The following is a 22,917-nucleotide window of genomic DNA, read 5'->3' on the forward strand; positions in this document are numbered from 1 at the left end:
TACATGAGTTTGAAGTCAAGAATTGATCAGGACATAAAAGAGGCAATGCGTGCTAAAGATCAGGATGCATTGCGTACTCTTAGAAGTATCAAATCTATGATACTGCTGGCAGAGACTGAAAAAGGAGGTAGTAAAGAACTTACCGAAGCAGATGAAATGAAGTTGCTGACCAAAGCTGCAAAACAAAGAAAAGAGTCTTTGGATACATTTGCAGCTCAGGGTAGAGAAGATTTGGCGAATAAGGAAAAAACCGAGCTAGAGATCATTGAGCGGTATTTACCCCAGCAGATGTCAGAACAAGAATTAACACAGGCACTGCAAAAGATTATCGCAGAGGAAGGAGCAAGTGGAATGCAAGATATGGGGAAAGTGATGGGGAGAGCTACTCAGGAACTGGCAGGGCGTGCAGATGGTAAACAAATATCACAAACGGTAAAGCAACTACTAAATTAATATCCTATTGAGTATCTGGGATTTCGTAATACTAGTGATACTGCTGGCAGGTGCCTATCAGGGTTTTCAGAAAGGTCTCCTTAGAGAAGTAGTAGGTATATTTGCATTGGTGGCAGGCATTATTGGGGCTATTCAATGGTTGCCGCAGGGAATAAATTTTCTTTCGCGTATCCTGAACACCCAAACAGAGTTACTACCTGTTTTTGCTTTTTTTCTTATATTTATCGCTATTGTGCTCGCAATTTCGCTCGCCGGAAGATTAGTAAAACTTGTCATAGACCTTACCCCTATTGGCTTTGTTGATGGTGTGGGAGGAGCTTTACTAGGCATGTTGAAGTGGGCATTAGGCATTAGTATTATCCTGTGGGTCTTGGATAATGCACAGGTGGGGTTACCGGTAGATGATGAAAGTATGATTTATATGAATGTCAAGCAGGTAGCACCTTATATCTTCCAGCATCTCGGCGAATGGTCCCCCATGGTAGCGGACATGATCAATACAATACAACAAATATTCGCAGATATTGAATGGTAATCATCCCAATTCTAAGTAATTGTTAACACAAGTGATCTGCTAGCCGTTAACATTACATGAGTGAATATCTTTGTTACATTTAATGTTATAACTCAAAAATTCTGATTTACTTAACAAAGTAAATTAATAAACTGTCAATTCATGGCATTTACAATACATACCAATAACGGATTTAAATATCTGGATGAAGGAGAAGGAGAGATTATGTTATTACTGCATGGTCTGTTTGGTGCCCTTAGTAACTGGGACGATGTAATAAATAAATTTTCAAAAAACTATCGGGTAATGATACCACTATTACCTGTGTATGAAAAATCTTCCAGAAAAGAAGGTGTGATTGGCCTTACTCGTTTTCTGGAAAGGTTTATAGATGAGATGGGGCTTCAGCACATGACCATTATGGGTAACTCATTAGGAGGACACATTGCCCTAATCTATACCATCAACAATCAGGAAAAAGTTGATAGACTGGTGTTGACTGGTAGTTCAGGTTTATTTGAAAATTCTATGGGGGGATCATTTCCTAAAAGAGGAAGCTACGCGTATATTAAAGAAAGAGTGGAATACACATTTTACGACCCTGCCACGGTAACCAAAGAATACATTGATGAAGTTTTTGAAACTACTACCAGTATACCTAAGTGTATGGCTATCGTAGGTATTGCTAAGTCAGCTCAGCGACATAATCTCGCAAACGAATTACATAAGATTACAGTACCAACACTTTTGGTGTGGGGACTAAACGACACAATCACTCCTCCTTTGGTAGCACATGATTTTAATCGGTTGATAACAAATTCAAAATTAAGGTTTATCGACAAGTGCTGCCACGCACCGATGATGGAACAGCCTGAAAAGTTTAATATGATTTTGGAAGAGTTTTTAGAAGAAACAACACTAGTATGATTGCTAAAGACCTGATAAACCCCATAATACCGTCATTAAACGTTAGTGATGATATAGCACGTGCTTCATCATTAATGGATGATCTTCATGTCCCTATGCTTCCTGTATTAGAGGAAGGCCATTTCCGGGGTTTTATCCATGAAGATTCACTATACGATGATTTATTTGATAAGCCAACCTTAGGAGCCTATCCTTTGGTAACTAATAACTGTACAATTTATCAGGATCAACACTTCTATGAGGTTGTAAAAGTAGCCAGTGAATGTCAGAATGGATTAGTTGCTGTGCTGGAGACAGAAGATATCTTTTTGGGAATCATTACAGCAGAAGATATAGTTCAAGGCTTTGCCAAAACTATTGCTGTCCAATCACCTGGAAGCATTATCGAAATTTCTCTGAAACAGATAGATTATTCGCTTGCAGAAATAACAAGATTAATAGAGTCTGAAAATACCAAAGTCGTAGGCTGCTTTCTCGCTAATGATCCGGATGACAATAACGTGGTAAGCGTGACATTCAAACTGGATAAAAAGAACATTTCTCATATTATTGCAACCCTTAAGAGATTTAATTATCAGATTGTTAGAGTAATACAAGAAGAAAGTATTGTGTCTTATGAAAAAGAAAGGCTGGACGCATTAATGAAATACCTCAGCATCTAATCAGCTAATTGTTATCTTTGGTTCTACATGAATAAACCTAATCTATGAGAATTGCTATCCATGGAAGGAAAGTGAGCCAAGATAGCCTTCCTTACATCCAACGTCTGCTGAGCGCCCTGGGTAGCAAACAGGTAGAAATTCATATCTCAGATATTTTTAACAATCTTCTTAAGCAATGCGAGATTGATCTGTCTGACTGCAAAGTTTATGAAAGCCTACAGGGTGTACCCAAAGTTAACTATATCATTAGCATAGGGGGAGACGGTACTCTCCTGGAAACGGTTACGCATGTGGGTAGTAGCGAAGTACCTATCTTGGGGGTAAACACCGGTAGACTGGGCTTTTTAGCGACAGTAGCCCAGGATAATATTGAAGAAGCGATAGAACTTCTGTTTCGTCAGGAATATTATCATGACTACCGTACTTTAATTAGTGTAGATTCTAAGGCATCAATCGCTGATGGGCTCAATTTTGCTCTCAATGAGTTTACGGTGATCAAAAAAGATACATCGGCGATGATCATAGTGCACGCTTATGTAGACAATATGTTTCTGACTTCTTATTGGGCAGATGGCCTGATTGTTTCTACTCCTACAGGTTCCACCGGATATTCTCTGAGTTGTGGAGGGCCCGTAGTTTCTCCACATTCCAGTAACTTGATCATTACCCCGGTAAGCCCTCATAATTTGACTGTAAGGCCCCTGGTAGTATCGGATGATAGTATTATTAGATTAAAGGTAGAAAGTAGGAGTGAAAACTTTTTATTATCTTTAGATTCAAGGTCGTATACAATCAGTACCTCAACTGAGTTAGTACTTCAGAAAAGTGATTTTAAGGTAAAGTTGGTTAAATTCAGTGATAATAATTTTTTAAATACATTACGGCAAAAGCTCAATTGGGGACTTGATGTAAGGAATTGATTTTTATAGAATTTGCCTTCAGTTTTTTTTACTGTAAATAACAGTTTATTTTTGGATCAGGCCATAAAGCTATTCAAATGCATAAAATTTATAAACTAACCTGCATACTATTTATTTTGTTTTTTGCTTTGGCGCAGGAAGCAGACGCTCAGGACAGACGTAGAAAAAGACAATATCGGAACCAAAACAGTAGGGTATCGCAGTTCCGGGGAAGTAAACTGGCTTTTGCTAATGCAAAGCAGTATATCACCCTTGGGGCTTCTATCAACGCGCTTAATTATTTTGGTGATATTGCCCCTAAATCCAGCATCCTTAGTACTGATATCTCTTATACAAGGCCAGGAATTGGTATTTCTTCCAGTGTAAGACTTGGGTCTTCTATCTCACTGAGAGCTGCATTTATGTATGGTCGCTTAAGTAGCAATGATTACGAAGTTGCAGATCCTAATGATGACCAGGCTATTTATCGCTACGCAAGAAATCTACAGTTCAGAAATGATATCAAAGAACTTTCCATAGTAGGAGTGTATGATATTTTCGCCAACCCCTACTCAGTGATAATGCGTTTAAATTTCACTCCTTATGTATTTGCAGGAGTGGCTGCTTTCCATCACAACCCCAAAGGCTTAGTACCTAGCCAGGCTATATTGCATCCGGGAGATACTCTTTTAATGCCTCAGGCCGGAGAGTGGGTATCTTTGAAAGACTTACAGACAGAAGGAAAAAGCTATAGCAACTTTAGTTTCAGTATTCCGGTAGGTGCAGGCGTTAGGTTTAGAGTGAGTCAGGTACTGGACTTAGAAGCAGAAGTGGGCTATCGCTTCTTATTCACAGATTATCTGGATGACATAAGCACTGACTATGTAGATAAGGGGACCTTAGGTAGTGATCTTGCTAAGGTCATGTCAGATCGTTCTCTAGAGCCAGTAGATGCGGTTTCGGGAGAAAATAGGTTTGGTACTTTAGTAAACAGCGAATTTATTAATACTAACAATCTCCCTACTTATACCGGGGCAGACGGACAGGAATATATACATCTCAGAGGCTACGGACAGCCAGGAGCCAAACGGGGCGATCCTAACGATAGCGATATATTTATTACCACCACTATCCGGGCAGTCTTCATGATAGGCCCAAGTCCGTTTACCAGAAGAGGCTTCCGGCCGAGGTAAAAAAATCTGATAAGCAAAAAGGGTTACCGTTATTTAGCAGTAACCCTTTTTTATTACTTTTATGCAAGTGTGTATACCAAACCACTTGCTTCCCGAGTTATTAGGGTAAATTATCATTAAAAGATAGCAAAATTGTTTTACGCTGATCAGTTTATAGTTCAGAATACTAAGAAATACAGAGCAGGGCTGCTCATGTGTGTTTTGCTTTTATGTGCATACCACAGTTACGGGCAAAAGAATGAAGTAGGCTTTGGCTTAGGAGCCTTTAATTATACCGGTGATCTTGCCAAGAACATTAAAGCCCGTAATTTTCAGCCGGGCATGAGTCTTTTTTACAGGAGAAATATAGATGATGCTATCAGTATCAGGGCTGGCTTTACTGGAGGGTGGTTATACGGAGATGATAATGTTCCCTTTGATGCACTAGCCCAAGCCAGAGATACCAGCTTCAGCAAAGGTGTAGTAGAACTATCTTCAGTAATGGAATATCACTTTCTCAATTACAAAGAAAACCCTAAAATACTGCGTTGGACGCCATACTTCTTTCTGGGCGCAGGCGTAGCTTTCTTTGGTCAGGGGGATGAAGAACAAACAGAAGAGTACAGTAATGTCCAATTTGTGGTACCCTTTGGAGTGGGCTTCAAATATATCATTGACCCTAAGTGGCAGCTAGGCATTGAAGGAGGCGTTAGAAAAACGTTTTTTGACTATGTAGATAACATTTCCGGAACTGATCTGAATGTAAAAAATTACGAATATGGTAATCAGTACGACAAAGACTGGTACTATTTTCTGGGTGTAACCCTTAGTTATACCTTTTATACCATCCCTTGCCCCTATATGTTCAATTAGGTGGCTCATCCGTAGAAAAAAATAGCGTAATTTCGTAACTTGCGGCCTAATTTGCACAGAGATAGCATGAAAGATAAATTAGACCATAACAATTTGCCAGAACATATTGCCGTTATCATGGACGGAAATGGTCGTTGGGCAAAGAAGAAAGGAGCAGCCAGAGTGTTTGGCCACCAGAATGCTATAGAAGCTGTAAGAGAAGTGACTGAAGGCTGTGCTGAGTTAGGTGTACAGTACTTAACTCTATATGCATTTTCTACCGAAAACTGGGGGCGTCCTAAGCTAGAAGTTGAGGCTCTTATGCAATTATTAGTAGCTACCATCAATAGCGAAGTAGATACCTTAATGAAAAATAATGTACAACTAACAGCTATCGGTGACATAGAGAGCCTGCCTGCCGGATGCAAAGGTAAATTAAAAGAGGCGATCGAACTTACTAGCGGCAACACAGGTTTAACATTAATATTAGCGCTCAATTACAGTGGGCGTTGGGAAATAATGCAGGCCGCACGGCAAATCGCTCAAATGGTTGAAAATAATGAACTCAAGGCTTCAGAAGTGGATATTCCCCTCTGGGAAAGTTTACTCAGTACAAAAGATATTCCCGATCCTTCTTTGTTGATTCGTACCAGTGGAGAGATGCGGGTGAGTAATTTCCTGCTTTGGCAGATTGCCTATACTGAGCTATACGTGACGCCAGTTTTATGGCCCGATTTCAGAAGAGAACATTTATATGAAGCAATTTTTGCCTATCAGCAAAGAGAAAGAAGATTTGGAAAAATTAGTGAGCAAGTGAAATCTTAGCACTCAAATGAAAAAACTACCTTTATTATTACTCACTATAGTATATGTCGCTGTGAATACAGCAAGTGCTCAGATTGGTGTGGGAAGAACAGGAAAAAGGACACAGCCGCAAACTCAAACTTCGGACGTTAATTACGCTGAACCTCAGGAGTATGAAATTGCTGAAATCACAGTAGCTGGGGCCAAGGTATTGAACGAAAATGCACTGATCTCCCTGTCCGGTCTGGAAGTGGGCGACCGCATTATGGTACCGGGGCCGGCAATTAGTGATGCAATTAATAAACTGTGGAAGCAGAAAATCCTCGGAGATATCAAAATCTCCTATAGCAAGATTGAAGGTGATAAAATTCATCTGGTTATTGAACTGGCAGAGAAACCCCGCTTGAGCAAAATTAACCTGACAGGAGTAAATAGCAGCCAGGAAACAGAAATTACTGATGACCTGACATTGATCCGCGGACAGATTGTAGATGATGCCTTAATCAATCGTGCTAAAAATACAGTAGCTGACTTTTTTATTGAAAAAGGATATTTAAACGTTGAAGTAGATGTCAAACGTGATTTGGATACACTACTTACCAATAATGTAGTGCTTAATATTGATGTTGATAAGAAAGAAAAAGTCAAAATTAAGCGTATCAATATTGCAGGTGCTGATGTTTTCAGTGAAAAGAAACTGGAAGGAAAGATGAAGAACACCAACGAAAAGGTGCGCTTCACACTCGTGGAAGATCTGGCAAGCAGATTAATACATCTTACCCCCTCCAAAGCATTTAATTTTTTAACCAAACAGCAGGATCCGGTTAGCTTCCCGGAAGCCAAAGAGTATCTGGATGAACATGTAAAGCTGAACTTCTTTAATGGCTCAAAATTTATAGAGGAAGATTACGAAGCTGATAAGAAAGCCCTGGTTGACTTTTATAACTCAAAAGGATATCGTGATGCTGTTGTCATTTCAGATAGTATCTATAAGTCAGGAGAAAATACCATCAACGTAGACATTACTGTGGATGAAGGGCAGCGCTACTATTTCCGTGATATCATCTGGACAGGTAACTATATATATGATGATCAAACGTTGGCCAGGGTATTGGGCATTGATAGAGGCGATGTATACGACCTGGAGAATCTGAATAAAAGACTCAATTTCAACCCTACAGGGGCGGATGTAAGCTCTCTCTACATGGATAATGGATATCTTTTCTTCAATGTCCAGCCTGTGGAAGTGAGCATTGAAGATGACTCCATTGATGTGGAAATGCGTATTTTTGAAGGAGAGCAAGCCACAATCAGCAAAATTATCATCAGTGGTAATGATCGTACCAATGATCATGTGATTCGCCGTGAGATTCGTACAGTTCCCGGACAGAAGTTTAGCCGTAGTGATTTAATTCGTACCCAGCGTGAACTTTCACAGTTAGGATATTTTGATCCCGAACAGATTGGTATCAATCCTATTCCTAATCCTGCTGACGGTACGGTAGACATAGAATACAAATTAGTAGAAAGACCCAGTGATCAGATTGAACTCTCAGGTGGTTGGGGAGGATTCTATGGCTTTGTAGGTACGCTTGGCCTGGTATTTAATAATTTTTCAGTAAGAAATATTCCTCACTTTGACCGCTGGAGACCTTTGCCAGTGGGCGATGGGCAGAAGCTTTCGCTAAGAATACAGTCTAGTGGGCGCGTATTCCAGAGCTACTCGGCAACCTTCTCTGAGCCCTGGCTGGGAGGAAGAAAACCTCATAATCTCACCATTGGACTTTCCAGAACGATTTCCAACCCGGGAGCAGCACGTTTCACTGGTTTTGGTTCAGGGGTAGAACGTTCAATTAAAATCACAAATGCCAGTATAGGTATCGGCAGAAGGGTAAGGTGGCCGGATGATTTCTTCACGATAAGCAACACTTTGCAGTTCCGTCAGTATGATACCTTTAACTATAACTTAGGTATAGGCTTATCTAGTGGTACGTTTAATAATTTTTCCTTGTCCAATGTTATCGCTAGAAATAGTATAGATAGCCCGATGTTCCCCAGACGCGGATCATCTATCTCACTGGAAGCAAGCTTTACACCTCCTTACTCCTGGTTCAAGGATTTGGATTACAGTACAATGGAGCCTAATGAGCGGTACAAGTTCTTAGAATACCACCGCTGGATGTTTGATGCCAAATATTATATGCCTCTGGCAGAGAACCTGGTGCTAAACATGAATATGCACTTCGGTCTATTCGGCTCTTATGGAGCAGGCATCAATTCACCATTTGAAAGGTTCTCTATGGGTGGAGCCGGTATGGCAGGGCAACAATTTATAGTAGCTCAGGAGCTGATCGGCTTGAGAGGATATCCTGATAACGATATTGAACCTGTAGATCCTGAGACAGGTGTTGAAGGAGGTATTGCTTACAACAAGTATGCGCTGGAACTTCGTTACCTGATTTCTCCCAATCCTTCGGCTACTATATATGTGCTAGGTTTTGTAGAGGGAGGTAATAACTTCTCTGATTACAATAAGTACAACCCTTTTGACTTATATAAATCTGCCGGTGTAGGTGCGCGTATATTTATGCCTGCCTTTGGATTGTTGGGTATTGACTGGGGATATGGCTTTGACGAGTTGACTTTACCTAATGGTGAGGTTCGTCCTCCCGGGCCAGAGTTCCACTTCCGTATTGGGCAACAAATCAGATAATTTGCATAATAAATTAGATCAGGCACAGCTTTTGATGTAAGATTATGGTGATTAAATGCAAAAATATATTCAGCTTCCCATTACTTTTAGTAACTTTGTGCGCTGCTTTGCAGACTCATGAGGTATACGCTCAAAAGTTTGGGTATTACAACTCTGATTTTGTATTAGAGAAAATGCCCGAATATCAGGAAGCTCAGGGACAAATAGATCAACTGGCAGAGGAGTGGCAAAAGGAAATACAGGCCAAGCAGCAGGAGATAGATGAGATGTATAGCGAACTCAAGGCCGAAGAGGTTTTGTTGACGGAAGAGATGCGAAATGAACGTCTAGAGACTATCCATCAAATGGAAAATAAGCTCAAAGAATATACGCAAAAAGTATTTGGATTTGAAGGCTTATTGTATCTCAAAAAGCAGGAACTCATTAAGCCAGTTCTGGATGAAGTTTTTGAGGCAGTTGAAAAAGTAGCAAATCAACATAAACTTCAGATTGTATTTGATAAATCAGGAGATATGGTGATGACCTATACAGACCCTATTCATGATTATACAGATTATATTCTGGATGAACTTGGGCTGGGAGAAAAAGAAGATGTAATTCGCTAATGTATTACCGGTTTAGTAATTAATTGTAAAAAATATAAGTTAGAATGAAGCTTAAAACTCTATTTGTAAGTGCAATATTAACCCTGCTTGCAGTTGGTGCTCAGGCACAAGATAATGTGAAAATCGCGTATGTAGATACTGATTATATATTAACGCAAATGCCTGAAGCCAAGCAAATTCAGTCTGAATTACAGGCTTACCAGCGTCAGTTAATGAATAAAATTAATGCTACTATGCAGGGATTTCAACAGCAATATCAGGAATACCAGCAGGGAGCGGCTACAATGACTGAGCAGGCACGTCAGGCAAAAGAACAGGAATTGCAGGAATTACAACAACAAATTCAGCAAGACCAGCAGGAAGCTCAACTTTCATTGCAGCGCAAAGAAAATGAGTTGCTTGAGCCTGTATATGAAAAGATTCAGACGAATATTGATAAAGTAGCAGAGCAGAATGGCTATACGCATATCTTTAGTTCTGGAGTAGCAGGCAATCCTATATTATTATATGTGAAAAATCAGGAAGAAGCAGACATTTCTGATCAAGTGTTACAGGCAATGGGAATCACCCCTACTCCACCTAACAGTGAAGGGAGTAAATAATTAAGGTAATCTTAATAATGAAGCCGGGCAGATGTCCGGCTTTTTTTTTGCCATTAAATAATTCAAAAGCTCTTCCAAGTAGTGAATTATGTACCTTCCCTTTTTATTTTTTCTTATAAGCTTTATATTTATTTTCAATTTTTTTGAAAAACTTAAACATATTTACCCCTATAAATTCAAGTTTATCTATTCAAACAGATTGAACGGTTTCTTAAAATAATGAAAGGGAAAAAATTATACACGCTAATACTTTAAGTGAATGCTAGCAAGCAGATATGCGAATAAGGTTTTTTGAACACTATACTTTATTTCATCAAAAAGTCTAAATGCTAGATTCATTTTTTAAATTGTCCAATGAATTTTAATAAATTACTATTACACATTAAATAACCTAAAACCTAAAAACCAATGAACGAGAACCTTGACAAAAAGGCCTTATTTTATGGGAGCTGCTTTGCCCTCATCACTACAGGCTTTACCTTTTCAATAAGGGCAGGAATATTACCAGAACTTGGTCAGCAATTTGACCTTAGTGGCGAACAGTTAGGATTTATCAATTCTATGTGGTTTTTAGGATTTCCCATTTCAATGATACTTGGGGGGCTATTTTACCACACTTTTGGCCCTAAGAATATAATGACAGTTGCCTTTGTAGCACATACCTTAGGAATTTTACTAACCATTTATGCGGGGGGGTACGTAGGACTATTGGTTTCTACATTATTTATAGGTTTTGGTAATGGGTGTACTGAAGCAGCATGTAACCCCATGATTGCGGATATGTATTCTGGTGTGCATATGAACAAAATGCTGAACAGATTCCATATGTGGTTTCCCGGGGGTATAGTGGTGGGGTCTCTTATCTCTAAATTTATGACAGATTTTGGCTTGAGTTGGGAAGCTCAGATGTGGATCATCATGATCCCTACAATCATATATGCCTTTTTATTCTTTGGAAAAGCTTTCCCTAAACCTAAAGTGGAAGGTGCTACTTCTCTTACAGAAAACTTTAAGGCAATGTTGAGTCCGGTTTATCTTTTCCTGATTGTGTGCATGACACTTACTGCAATCTCCGAATTTGGCCCCCAACAATGGGTAAGCATTGTATTAAGTAGCAGTGGAGCTGAACCAATGTTGCTACTAGCACTTACCACTGGCTTAATGGCATTTGGAAGATTCTTCGCCGGACCGGTTGTAAGCAAGCTCGGTCAGACAGGTGTTTTACTGGGAGGGTCAGTTTTAGCAGCAATAGGTATTTATATGTTTAGTACTGTCACCGGACCTCTGGCCTATGTAGCTGCCGTTATTTACGCATTTGGAATTTGCTATTTCTGGCCGGTAATGGTAGGGGCTGTAGCACAACGCGTACCCTTGAGTAGTGCCCTGGGAATGTCTATCATTGGTGGAGTTGGCATGTTCTCTTCTGTAATCTGGCAGCCTATTATCGGTAGCTGGATTGATAACTCCAGAGCAGATTTTGTAGATCAGGGGCTAAGTGGAAATGCACTGGAATTAGCTACCGGACAGGATGTGATGCAAAATATGATAGCTTTTCCGGCTATATTAATAGTGCTATTTACTTTTTTCTTTTTCTGGCAAAGAAATAGTAAAAAGACTGCTAAGACTCCTACTGAAGTTACCTCTGCAGAGGCAGCTACATAATGAAACAACTATCTTTTTCTGTAGGTAATTTTCTAATAAAAATGAAATAATCAATTTTCAATTAGAGAGTTTTACAGGAAGTAAAACTTAATAACATACGTGCAGCGTTCAAGCAGCCTTTTCAGGCTGCTTTTTTTTTCTTGATGAATGTAAGCAAATCGATAAGTTTAATAATCTTTGTTAAGCTGTTATTTTTATTAAAATCTTTTAAATTATAAAAATGATGAAAATAGCTTTGATTTTATTGTCATAATATAATTCTTTCATTAATATTACTGTTAAGATTAAAATTGTATAGGGGATATTAATGCTTGTTGGGCTTAGTTATTTGTAATGGAAATGATGAAATGTTAAGTTTTTTTCACAAAAGTGAAATAAAAACAGACAAAACAATAAGTAAATATCTCTTTTATTGAATGTGGACTAATTGGTCAATTATATAGTTTAATATTCATCAACAACTAAAACGCACTATGATGAGAATTTCTACTGGTTTCAGGTTACTCCTGACCATGTTTTTGAGCGTTGCAGTAAGTACATTGCTGTATGCGCAAGAAAGGACAGTATCAGGAACAGTAACCGACGGAGAAACAGGTGAGGCCCTGCCTGGAGTAAACGTATTAGTGAAGGGTACTACACAAGGTACAGTAACTGACATTGAAGGGCAATACAGGCTTTCAGTACCAAGTGATGCATCTGCCTTGGTTTTTAGCTCAATAGGTTACGCAGCTGAAGAGGTAACGATAGGTAGTCAGAGTACTATTGATTTGACAATGCTGCCTGATGTACAGGCGCTAAGCGAAATTGTGGTAACAGGTTATTCAACGGAAGAGCGTAAGGATGTTACAGGGGCGGTAACTACTGTAGAAGCAGAACAGCTACAAGCTGTACCCTCCGGAAACGTAGAGCAGCAGTTGCAGGGACGCGTATCGGGTGTAACGGTAATTACCAATGGACAGCCAGGTACAACCAGTATCGTACGTGTTCGTGGATTCGGATCATTTGGAGGTAACGAGCCTCTCTACATAGTAGATGGGGTGCCTGTAGACAATACACAGTTTCTTCAACCTGATGATATTGAGTCCACTACAGTGCTTAAAGATGCGGCTTCAGCTTCTATTTATGGAGCAAGAGCTGCAAGTGGTGTAATTGTATACACTACTAAGAAGGGCAAAAAAGACGGTAGCTTCAGAGTTAGTTATGATGGTGTGACAGGAGTATCTCTTCCTGGAGATGGACAGGCGAAACTTACTCCACAAGAAGAAGCGGATTGGACGTGGCAGGCTTTTGAGAACACTGCATGGCAATTAGGAGAAACCCCAGTATATGATCATCCTCAGTTTGGTACTGGTCCCAACCCCATTTTGCCAGACTACATCAACGTGGGTGGTACCGCTGGTTATATTGGAAGTGTAGATCTGGAAGCTGAAAGAGCAAACTACAATATTGACCCTGCTGCAGGCCCTATTTACCAGGTGGTAAGAGCTAATCAGCAAGGAACAGACTGGTATGGAGCTATTACCCAGCCTGCTCTGCTTAACAGACATACTTTAGGATTCTCAGGAGGAACTGAAAGAAGTGCTTATTATGTGAGCTTAGGTTTTCAGGATCAGGAAGGAAACCTTCTGAACCAAAGATTCAGAAGATATTCATTACGTATCAATTCAGAGCACAACCTTACTGATAGAGTCCGCATTGGAGAAAACTTCCAGGCTACCTATTATTCTGTATTAGGGCTTACTGGTGGTGCAGGTGGACGTGGTGCGGCAGGAGAAGAAAATGATATCAACCTATCTTACCGTATGCCCATGATCATCCCTATCTATGATGAGTACGGAGGGTATGCAGGTACAGCTGCTACTGGTTTTAATAACCCAAGAAACCCGGTAGCCAACCGCCAGAGAGCATCAGATAACTCAGGTTATAGTATCCTTGGTTTTGGTAATATCTATGGAGAAGTAGATATTCTAGAGGACCTTACCTTTAGAAGTAGCCTGGGAGGAGGTTATAGCAACTCATACAGTAACTTTTATGGCCCTCCTCAATACGAAAACTCAGAGAACAACTCTACTTTCAACTATGGTGAAAATGCTAGTGCATTCCTGAACTGGACGTTTACTAATACGCTGCGTTATGAGAAGACTTTCAACCGCCATACGCTTAACTTATTAGGTGGGGTTGAAGCCTTAAATACTGGTACAGGTAGATTTATGAGTGGAACAGGACAAAACCCTTCATTTGCTGACCCCAACTATATTACGTTAACCAATACAAGTAATCGTATAGTAAATAGTGGATATGTAAAAGGAGTTAATTTTTTCTCTTACTTCGGAAGTGCGAAATACATATACGATGATAAATATATCATCAATGGTGTGATCAGAAGAGATGGTTCTTCACGCTTTGGAGCTGAAAGCCGTTTTGGGGTATTTCCTGCATTCTCTGGTGCATGGAGAATTTCAGAAGAAGGATTTATGGCAGGTGTCACTTTTGTTGATGACTTGAAAATCCGTGGTGGATGGGGAGAAATGGGTAACTCAAATAACGTTGATCCTAACAACCAGTTCAGTTTGTTTGCTGCAAACCTTGCAAGGTCATTTTATGATATCGGAGGTTCAAATGGTAGTGTAGCTGAAGGCTTCTTCCGTAGTCGTGTAGGAAACCCTGCTGCAAGATGGGAAACAGCTGTTACTTCAAACATCGGTTTTGATGCTTCACTTTTTGGCGGTAGCCTAGATGTAGTGTTAGATGTCTGGAGAAAAGATACTGAAGATTTATTATATCAATTGCCCCTACCTGCAGTGACCGGACCTCAGGCTGCTGCTCCAGCAGTGAATATCGCCGATATGAGAAATGAAGGTATTGATATCCAAGTAATCAGCCGCTCAACTATTGGCACTGATCTGAACCTGGAAATCACTGCAAATGCGGCATTTTTGAGAAACGAAATTGTAGATATTGCTCCTGGAGTACCTTTCTTTGAAGGTGGGGGAACTCGCTTCGGGAACGTAGTACGTAACCAACCAGGTCGTCCAATGTCTTCTTTCTTTGGATATCAGGTAGTAGGCCTGTATCAGGATCAGGAAGAAGTAGATAATTCGCCTGACCAATTGGGTAAGGGAGTAGGTCGTTTTAGGTATGCGGATATCAGTGGTCCGGAAGGTGTGCCTGATGGCGAAATTACGCCTGACGACAGAACTTATCTAGGAGATCCGGTGCCTGATTTTACAGGTGGTCTTAATTTGAAGTTGAACTACAAAAACTGGCAATTAGAAACTTTCTTACTGGTAATGACAGGCTTTGAGAACTATCATTTTGCCAAGTGGTTTACAGACTTTTACCCTTCATTTACCGGTGCTGCTAAAGGGGTAAATGTAAAAGATTCATTTGTACCTGAAGAATTAGGCGGAAACGGTGGAAATACTGTGCCCATTTATGAAAACATATCCAACTTCAGTACTAATACACAGTCAAACTCTTACTATGTGGAAAATGGAAATTATGCGAGGTTAACCAACCTGCAGATTGGATACAATTTCCCTTCTACTTCTCTGGAGCCTATTGGTATAGACAGATTGAGAGTATACGTACAGGCTACTAACCTCTTTACCATTACTAATTATTCCGGATTAGATCCTGGAGTAGGTGGGGCTGCTGATACCTCATTTGGTATAGATATAGGAAACCCTCCGGTAACACGTGGATTCAACGTTGGGGTTAACTTAGGATTTTAATCAATCAGCTGTAAAAAGAAACAATTATGAAAAATATATTAAGAAAGAAGATTACCTATCTTACAATCTTTGGTGTACTACTGAGTGCCATTGCTTGTAATGAAGATGAGTTTCTGGAAGTGCCGGTAACCGGACAGGTTTCCGGGCCTCAGTTGCTATCAGCGGATGGTCTGAATGGCCTGCTGATTGGGGTGTATGCTGCACTGAATGGTGACACTAACCTGGGTTGGTTTAGCGGACAAGCCAATTGGCTATGGGGAAGTATTCGTGGAGGAGATGCAAACAAAGGATCTGATGCGGGTGACTTTAATACCATTATACCTTATGCTCGTTTTGAGCAGACTCCTACTGACCCCCTTCATATTAATAAGTGGAATGGTAGTTATGAGGGTATTTCTCGTGCTAATATCTTTCTAAGTAACCTTGCATCTTTTGAAGGACTTCCAGAGGATGCCAAAGCAGCGTTGGAAGCTGAAGCAAGGTTTTTAAGAGGCCTTTATTACTTTGAGTTAAGAAGAACATTCTTGAATGTGCCCTGGATAGATGAAACCATGACGGATGCAGAAGCCGCTTTGGTACCTAATACTGCTGAGATCTGGCCCAATATTGAAGCAGAATTCCAGTTTGCCATGAACAATCTTCCTGAAACTCAGAATGAGGTAGGTAGAGCTAATAAGTGGGCTGCTGCTGCTTTTCTGGCAAGAACATATCTATACCAGGATAAATTTGCCGAAGCTAAAACCCTCTTTGACGATATTATCGCTAATGGGCAGACTTCCAATGGGCTGAAATATGGTTTAGTAGAAAACTTTGAAGATATTTTTAAAGGACCCAATGAAAATCATAAGGAAACTGTTTTTGCCTTCCAGGCAGCGGCCAATACAGGGGATATCAATAATACCAATCATGAGATTGCTATGAACTATCCTTACAATACTGGTCCTTCCGGTCCGGGTGAGTGCTGTGGGTTTTTCCAGCCTAGTTTTGAACTGGTAAACTCCTATCGTACCAATGCCAGTGGCCTGCCTTTATTGGATGGTTCTTATAATGCGCCAGCAAATGCAGTAAAAGATGATTATGGGTTGTTGTCATCTCAACCATTTACCGAAGATCAAGGTCCACTGGACCCTCGTCTGGATCATAGTATCGGACGTCGTGGTATCCAATTCTTAGATTGGCAGGAGCATCCCGGAGATGCATGGATTCGTGATCAAAGTTTTGCTGGACCTTATACACAGAAAAAATACTCCTATTACGAAGCAGATAAAGGTACCTACCAGGATGGAAGTTCATGGACTCCCGGTTATCACTCTATCAACTTTATGATCATGCGTTTTTCGGATGTGCTACTCATGGCTGCTGAAGCTGAAATTGAAGCGGGTAGTCTGGAAAAAGCACGTGAATATGTAAACATGGTTAGAGAAAGAGCTGCCAATAGCGTAGTAGTAAATCCTGAAACCGGTGAACCGGAAGCAAATTATGTGATCTCTACCTATGATGCGCCCTGGGGAAGTCAGGAAGATGCTCGCACCGCAGTTCGTTTTGAGAGAAAACTAGAATTAGCACTGGAAGGGGTTCGCTTCTATGACCTAGTACGCTGGGGAATCGCTGACCCTGTTTTGAATGCTTACTTGGATTACGAGGGTGGCAGGTTACAGACCAACTTGGGTGGAGCCACTTTTACTCCTAATCAGGATGAGTATCTACCAATACCTCAGACACAGATTGACTTGCAGCAGGCAGAGGGCTCGGATGGTAGTAGTAGTGTATTGATTCAGAATCCTGGATACAACTAGTCATAAAACAATTTGCACATACTAAAATAAGTCAGGCTATGTCCTGACTTATTTTTTTTATTAATATCAATAATCAAAATATAATCACACGTAATTGGGTAAACTTAAACTTTAGCACTATAGTAAGAGGTTTTTACAACCATTATTTTACTGCTGTAAGTACTTACGTATATTTGCCTTTCCTTTTCATCAAATGAGGCAATAAGCTCAGTGCAAAATAGGTTAATAAGTTAGGAAAAAGCTGTGCAGAAGTGAGTTATAATCTTACCCGTAAACAATAAGAAAATAAATATTTCTTGATCAATGAAATCAGTCAATAAGCTTTTATATATACTGGCAGGTATACTGTTGATTTCGGCATGTAAAGATGAAAAACCAACCTTGTTTAATCTACTACCGCCCGATGAGACTAATATTCATTTCTCAAATAAAATTGTGGAGAACGATACCTTGAACATTCTCAAAGAAGAATATATCTATAACGGTGGTGGCGTTGGAATAGGCGATTTCAATAACGATGGCCTGGAAGATATTTTCTTGTCTGGAAATATGGTTTCTAATGCTCTTTACCTGAATGAAGGAGAAATGAAATTTCGGGAGGTTAGCCAGGAGGCTGGTATTGAAGGAAAAAGCAGATGGTGCTCAGGAGTCTCAGTAGTGGATATTAATGAAGATGGCTGGCTGGATGTCTATGTTTCGGCTACCCTGAGAAAAGATACATTGAGCAGAAAAAATCTGCTCTTCATCAATAATGGATTGAATGAAAATGGAGTCCCGGTATTCAGCGAGTCAGCAGAAGCCTATGGGATAGCAGATACTGGTAATACCACCCAGGCAGCTTTTTTTGACTACGATCTTGATGGAGATCTGGATCTTTACCTGCTTACCAATGTGTTGGATGCACGCCTGCCCAGTAGCTTCCGAAACAAAATCGTGGATGGCTCAGCGATCAACAATGACCGCCTCTACCGTAATGAAGGAAAGGGGGCAGACGGAGACCCCCGGGGTGGACACCCGGTGTTTACGGATGTGAGCAAAGAAGCAGGAATAGTGATAGAAGGTTTTGGCTTGGGAATTACAGTATCCGATATCAATCTGGATGGCTGGCCTGATATCTATATTACCAATGATTATCTTAGTAATGATTTATTGTACATCAATAACGGAAAAGGACCAGACGGAAAAGTCACATTTACCAATCGCGTAGCTGACTATCTGAGACACCAAAGCTATTCAGCTATGGGTTCAGATGTGGTAGATTTCAATAATGACGGACTGGTAGATATTGTAGCACTGGATATGCTTCCTGAGACCAATGAAAGGAAGAAACAGATGGCAGGGCCAAATAACTACACCACCTATATCAATAACGAGAGGTTTGGCTTTGAGCATCAGTATGTGAGAAATACGATGCAACTCAATAGTGGCTTTGTTCCGGATGGCAATTCACAATCCGGTCATCCGGTATTCAGTGAAATTGGTCATCTGGCAGGAATCTACCAAACCGATTGGAGTTGGACACCCCTGGTGGCTGATTTTGATAACGATGGTTTTAAAGACCTGATCGTAACCAACGGTTTTCCTAAAGACGTAACAGATAGAGATTTCGCCTCCTACCGTAGTGGGCCTGCTGGTGCAGTAGCCGGAAATATGTACATGAATAATCTTATTCCGGTAGTTAAGATATCTAACTATGCCTATCAGAATAACGGCGCTAAAGATGGGCAGCAACTTACATTTTCTGATGTAACTAAAGACTGGGGATTAGACCAGCCTTCCTTCTCTAATGGGGCTGCCTATGCTGACCTGGACAATGACGGTGACCTCGATTTTGTGGTAAATAATATCAATGATAGTGCTTTTGTATATCAGAATACACTCTATGACGCAAAAGAAAACCTCTCAAATCATTATCTCAGGTTGAAGGTAGAAGGCTCACCTTCTAATTCAGGCGCAATAGGGGCAAAAGTAAGCATTCACTATGGCCAAGGTAAAAGACAATTTTTTGAAAATGCCCTGTATCGTGGCTATCTATCCACAATGGAAAATGCAGCCCACTTTGGTTTAGGAGAATATGAGACTGTTGACTCTGTTCAGGTATTCTGGCCGGATGGCAAATACCAGTTAATTGAGAATGTAAAAGCTGATCAGGTACTTACGTTAAGGCATGAGGAGGCAACAGAGATTGTTTCACCAGACATCAACCAGGAACTCCAACTCAGTACTGCCAATGCTACTTTTAGGAAAGCGAATGCAGAGTATGGAGTAAGTTATCATCATGATGAAGAAGACCGTATTGATTTTAACATGCAGCGTACCCTACCCCATAAGTTCACTCAGATGGGACCAGGAGTAGCAGTAGCAGATGTCAATGGCGACGGCTTGGATGATTTTTATATAGGCGGTTCAGCTGGAAAAGAAAGTAGCTTGTTTTTACAAACTGCTCAGGGAAAATTTGAGAAGCCGGAAAATATCAAAGGCGGAGAAATGATGGAAGAAGACATGGGAGCATTGTTCTTTGATGCTGATAATGATGGAGATCAGGACCTGTATGTAGTAAGCGGAAGTTATGAGCATGTCAGTAATACCGGAGCCAATCAGGATCGCTTGTATATTAATGAAGGAAATGGAAAAATGACCTTGGATACCGAGGCCTTGCCGAAATTAATAGTCAGCGGATCTTGTGTTAAGGCAGCAGACTATGATCAGGATGGTGATCTGGACTTATTTGTAGGAGGAAGAGTGGCTCCCGGTCAATATCCCAAGCCGGTCAATAGCTATATATTGAGAAATGAAGGTGGAAAATTCACCGATGTAACACAGGAAGTAAGTCCGGTACTAGTAGATTTTGGTATGGTAAGCGATGCCCTCTGGACTGACTTTGATGGTGATGGCAAAGTAGACTTGCTCATTGCAGCAGAATGGCAGCCTATCACTTTTTTAAAGAATAATGGAGATAGTTTTGAAAATGTCACTGCTCAAAGCGGCATCAGTAGCAAAATAGGTTGGTGGAATAGCCTTACCTCAGGAGACTTTGATAACGATGGAGATACGGATTATATAGCCGGAAATTTAGGGTTAAACACTCCCAATCGTGCATCAGAAGAGCAGCCATTGTCGGTATACGCCAAAGACTTTGATAATAACGGAGGCTATGATGCAGTACTGGTAAAATACATTAAAAATGCAGAAGGTGTAGCGAAACCTTATCCAGTACATAGCCGGGACGATATGATTTCACAAATGGTAGCCATGAAAAGGAAATTTCCCTTTTACAAAGATTATGGCCGGGCAACAATTGATAGTGTATTTACGCCTGAGCAGTTGGAAGGAGCGATAATCTACCATGCTACCCATATGGAAAGCAGCTATATTGAAAATCAGGGGGATGAAACCTTCAGTATTAAGCCATTGCCAATGGAAGCTCAAATTGCTCCGCTCTACGGTATGCTCAGCCATGATGTAGACGGAGATGGTTTTCTGGATGTACTGGCAGTTGGTAACGATTACGGAACGGAAGTAGCCATAGGAAGATATGATGCTTTGAAGGGATTGTACCTCAAAGGGGATGGTCAGGGTAACTTTCAGGCAGTGGAATTGATGCAAAGTGGCTGGTATGTACCCGGTGATGCCAAAGCTTTGGCAGAATTAAGAGGGAAAAACGGCGAAAGCATTTATCTGGCATCCCAGAACCAGGATAGTCTGATTCTGATGACTGAAAAACAAATAGACGCTGGCCACCTAGTAGCATTAGAGCCGATGGATGCCTGGGCAGAAGCTAAAATGGATAATGGGGGTAAGTGTAGAATGGAATTTTATTATGGTTCAGGCTACCTATCTCAATCTACCCGCAAGCTTAAGCTTAGCCCTCATGTTGTTTCGTTAACCATCCACAATTTTAAAGGGGAAAGCAGAACTGTGAATTTGGAGCCGGAGAGTTAATGAGAGCATCTCTACTGATTTTGGTTTTGACAGGATTGATGGCTTGCCAGGGCAGTGTAAAAGACATCACAGTAATTCGGCAAGCCAGTAATCCTCACTTCCCCCCTTTAGATAGTATTTCTGGTCTGGATGGAGAGCAGCTGTCCTATATTTACTGCCAGCAGTGCCATCAGTATCCGGAACCTCAATTCTTGAAGTCTGAGCAATGGGAAGATGGAGTCCTCCCTCGCATGGGACATCGGCTCGGAATCTGGAAATCCCGCTCAGAGGCAGTCCAGGGACTTGACATGATGGAAGAATATCTGGTCAATCAGGCAAACATTTATCCCAAGGAACCAATGATTAGTGAAGAAGCATGGAATAAACTCAAGAACTATTATCTAAGCCACGCTTCAAAAAATACTACACAACTCACCTTTCCTCAAAATAGCAGTAGGCAGTTTGAAGCACACCAGCGTAGGCTGAACAATGACATACCCTTGCTCACCATGCTGGATTATGATGAAAAATCAGGCCAGTTGCACATAGGGCTGAGAAACGATCAGTTGTGGATTGAAGATGAGGAAAGGACAATAAAAAAAATTACTACTACAGGCCCACCGATAAGCAGAATCAAACAAAACAACAAGTATGCTCATGTGCTGAGCATGGGGATTATGGATCCATCTAACCAGGCGAAAGGCATGCTCTATAGAGCTTTTGGCGATAGTTTGCAAGCTATTGCCGGCGAATTAAGAAGGCCAGTTCATTTACTCTCTCACGATATCAATGAAGATGGTGAAGATGATCTGCTGATCAGTGAGTTTGGCAATGATATCGGTCAACTCAGTGCGGTGCTACTCAAAAAAGGGAGACCGTACAAAAAGCAGGTGCTCATTCCCGAACCCGGTGCGCGTAAAACAATTGCTTACGACTGGAACCAGGATGGTAAAGAAGACCTGTTGGTATTGATGGCGCAGGGAGACGAAAGAATTGTCTTGCTGGAAAAAGAAGAAGCCGGACTGTATCGGGAAAAGACTTTGCTACGCTTCCCTCCTGTCTATGGCTCCAGCTACTTTGAACTGGCGGATTTTAATGGGGATGGCCTAAAGGATATTGTGTATGTAAATGGAGACAATGCTGACTATTCCTATGCCCTTAAGCCTTATCATGGAATCAGGATATTTCTTAATCGCGAAGAAGAAACTCCCAAAGAAGCCTACTTTTTCCCATTCTATGGTGCAACCGAAGCTGTAGCATGGGACTTTGACCAGGATGGCGATATGGACATTGCAGGCATCGCCTACTTTGGAAATTTTGAGGGCAATGCTGCATCGGGAGCTGTTTATTTAGAGAATACTACTAAAGAAAAAGGCTTGACCTTCCAGCCGATGCAAATCCCTGAAGCTTCCAGCGGGCGCTGGCTCACTATGGAGGTAGCGGACACTGACCATGATGGAGATGAAGATCTTCTGCTCGGTTCATGTGTACTCGTCCGCACTCCTGTGCCTGACACTCTCAAAACTTATTGGGAGCAAGAAGGCGCAAGTATTCTTCATTTGGAGAATAAACTGAAGTAGCCCCACCATTTCCTTGATATA

16 protein-coding genes are annotated in these 22,917 nt (G+C 40.9%); all 16 read left to right on the forward strand.

Annotated features, from left to right (window positions below; genetic code table 11):
- Nucleotides 1-3 precede the first annotated feature (3 nt).
- Nucleotides 4-453, forward strand: a complete 450-nt coding sequence (locus tag WJR50_RS08765) for a GatB/YqeY domain-containing protein (protein ID WP_341292879.1) — start codon at nucleotides 4-6, stop codon at nucleotides 451-453.
- Between the two features lie 7 nt (nucleotides 454-460).
- Nucleotides 461-988: a CvpA family protein gene (locus WJR50_RS08770; protein ID WP_341292880.1), complete on the forward strand. Its 528-nt coding sequence runs from the start codon at nucleotides 461-463 to the stop codon at nucleotides 986-988.
- Nucleotides 989-1,129: 141 nt separating this feature from the next.
- The gene (locus WJR50_RS08775; protein ID WP_341292881.1) at nucleotides 1,130-1,894 is read left to right on the forward strand and encodes an alpha/beta fold hydrolase; all 765 of its coding nucleotides are present in this window, start codon (nucleotides 1,130-1,132) and stop codon (nucleotides 1,892-1,894) included.
- Nucleotides 1,891-2,556, forward strand: a complete 666-nt coding sequence (locus WJR50_RS08780; protein ID WP_341292882.1) for a CBS domain-containing protein — start codon at nucleotides 1,891-1,893, stop codon at nucleotides 2,554-2,556. The genes WJR50_RS08775 and WJR50_RS08780 overlap by 4 nt, the downstream gene beginning before the upstream one ends.
- 44 nt (nucleotides 2,557-2,600) lie before the next feature.
- Nucleotides 2,601-3,476 carry an NAD kinase gene (locus tag WJR50_RS08785; RefSeq protein WP_341292883.1) on the forward strand — a complete coding sequence of 292 codons (876 nt, stop codon included), beginning with the start codon at nucleotides 2,601-2,603 and terminating at the stop codon, nucleotides 3,474-3,476.
- Between the two features lie 77 nt (nucleotides 3,477-3,553).
- The gene (locus WJR50_RS08790) at nucleotides 3,554-4,648 is read left to right on the forward strand and encodes a DUF6089 family protein (RefSeq protein ID WP_341292884.1); all 1,095 of its coding nucleotides are present in this window, start codon (nucleotides 3,554-3,556) and stop codon (nucleotides 4,646-4,648) included.
- A 192-nt stretch (nucleotides 4,649-4,840) separates the two neighbouring features.
- Nucleotides 4,841-5,500, forward strand: coding sequence for a type IX secretion system protein PorG (gene porG / locus WJR50_RS08795; RefSeq protein WP_341292885.1), 660 nt, complete (start codon nucleotides 4,841-4,843; stop codon nucleotides 5,498-5,500).
- 66 nt (nucleotides 5,501-5,566) lie between these two features.
- On the forward strand, nucleotides 5,567-6,304 hold the full coding sequence (gene uppS, locus WJR50_RS08800; protein WP_341292886.1) for an undecaprenyl pyrophosphate synthase: 738 nt from the start codon (nucleotides 5,567-5,569) through the stop codon (nucleotides 6,302-6,304).
- Between the two features lie 7 nt (nucleotides 6,305-6,311).
- On the forward strand, nucleotides 6,312-8,996 hold the full coding sequence (locus WJR50_RS08805) for a BamA/OMP85 family outer membrane protein (RefSeq protein ID WP_341292887.1): 2,685 nt from the start codon (nucleotides 6,312-6,314) through the stop codon (nucleotides 8,994-8,996).
- Between the two features lie 107 nt (nucleotides 8,997-9,103).
- Nucleotides 9,104-9,601, forward strand: coding sequence for an OmpH/Skp family outer membrane protein (locus WJR50_RS08810; protein ID WP_341292888.1), 498 nt, complete (start codon nucleotides 9,104-9,106; stop codon nucleotides 9,599-9,601).
- A gap of 44 nt (nucleotides 9,602-9,645) precedes the next feature.
- A complete protein-coding gene (locus WJR50_RS08815; protein WP_341292889.1) occupies nucleotides 9,646-10,203 on the forward strand; it encodes an OmpH/Skp family outer membrane protein in 558 nt (185 codons plus the stop codon).
- Between the two features lie 408 nt (nucleotides 10,204-10,611).
- Nucleotides 10,612-11,865, forward strand: a complete 1,254-nt coding sequence (locus tag WJR50_RS08820; RefSeq protein WP_341292890.1) for an MFS transporter — start codon at nucleotides 10,612-10,614, stop codon at nucleotides 11,863-11,865.
- Between the two features lie 473 nt (nucleotides 11,866-12,338).
- Entirely contained in the window at nucleotides 12,339-15,599 is a 3,261-nt protein-coding gene (locus WJR50_RS08825; RefSeq protein WP_341292891.1) for a SusC/RagA family TonB-linked outer membrane protein, read from the forward strand.
- 26 nt (nucleotides 15,600-15,625) lie between these two features.
- Nucleotides 15,626-17,395: a RagB/SusD family nutrient uptake outer membrane protein gene (locus tag WJR50_RS08830; protein ID WP_341292892.1), complete on the forward strand. Its 1,770-nt coding sequence runs from the start codon at nucleotides 15,626-15,628 to the stop codon at nucleotides 17,393-17,395.
- A gap of 303 nt (nucleotides 17,396-17,698) precedes the next feature.
- Nucleotides 17,699-21,337, forward strand: a complete 3,639-nt coding sequence (locus WJR50_RS08835) for a VCBS repeat-containing protein (RefSeq protein ID WP_341292893.1) — start codon at nucleotides 17,699-17,701, stop codon at nucleotides 21,335-21,337.
- On the forward strand, nucleotides 21,337-22,896 hold the full coding sequence (locus WJR50_RS08840) for an FG-GAP repeat domain-containing protein (protein ID WP_341292894.1): 1,560 nt from the start codon (nucleotides 21,337-21,339) through the stop codon (nucleotides 22,894-22,896). Before WJR50_RS08835 ends, WJR50_RS08840 begins: the two co-directional genes overlap by 1 nt.
- Nucleotides 22,897-22,917: the final 21 nt, after the last annotated feature.

Source organism: Catalinimonas locisalis (genome assembly GCF_038039535.1).
Taxonomy (GTDB): domain Bacteria; phylum Bacteroidota; class Bacteroidia; order Cytophagales; family Cyclobacteriaceae; genus Catalinimonas.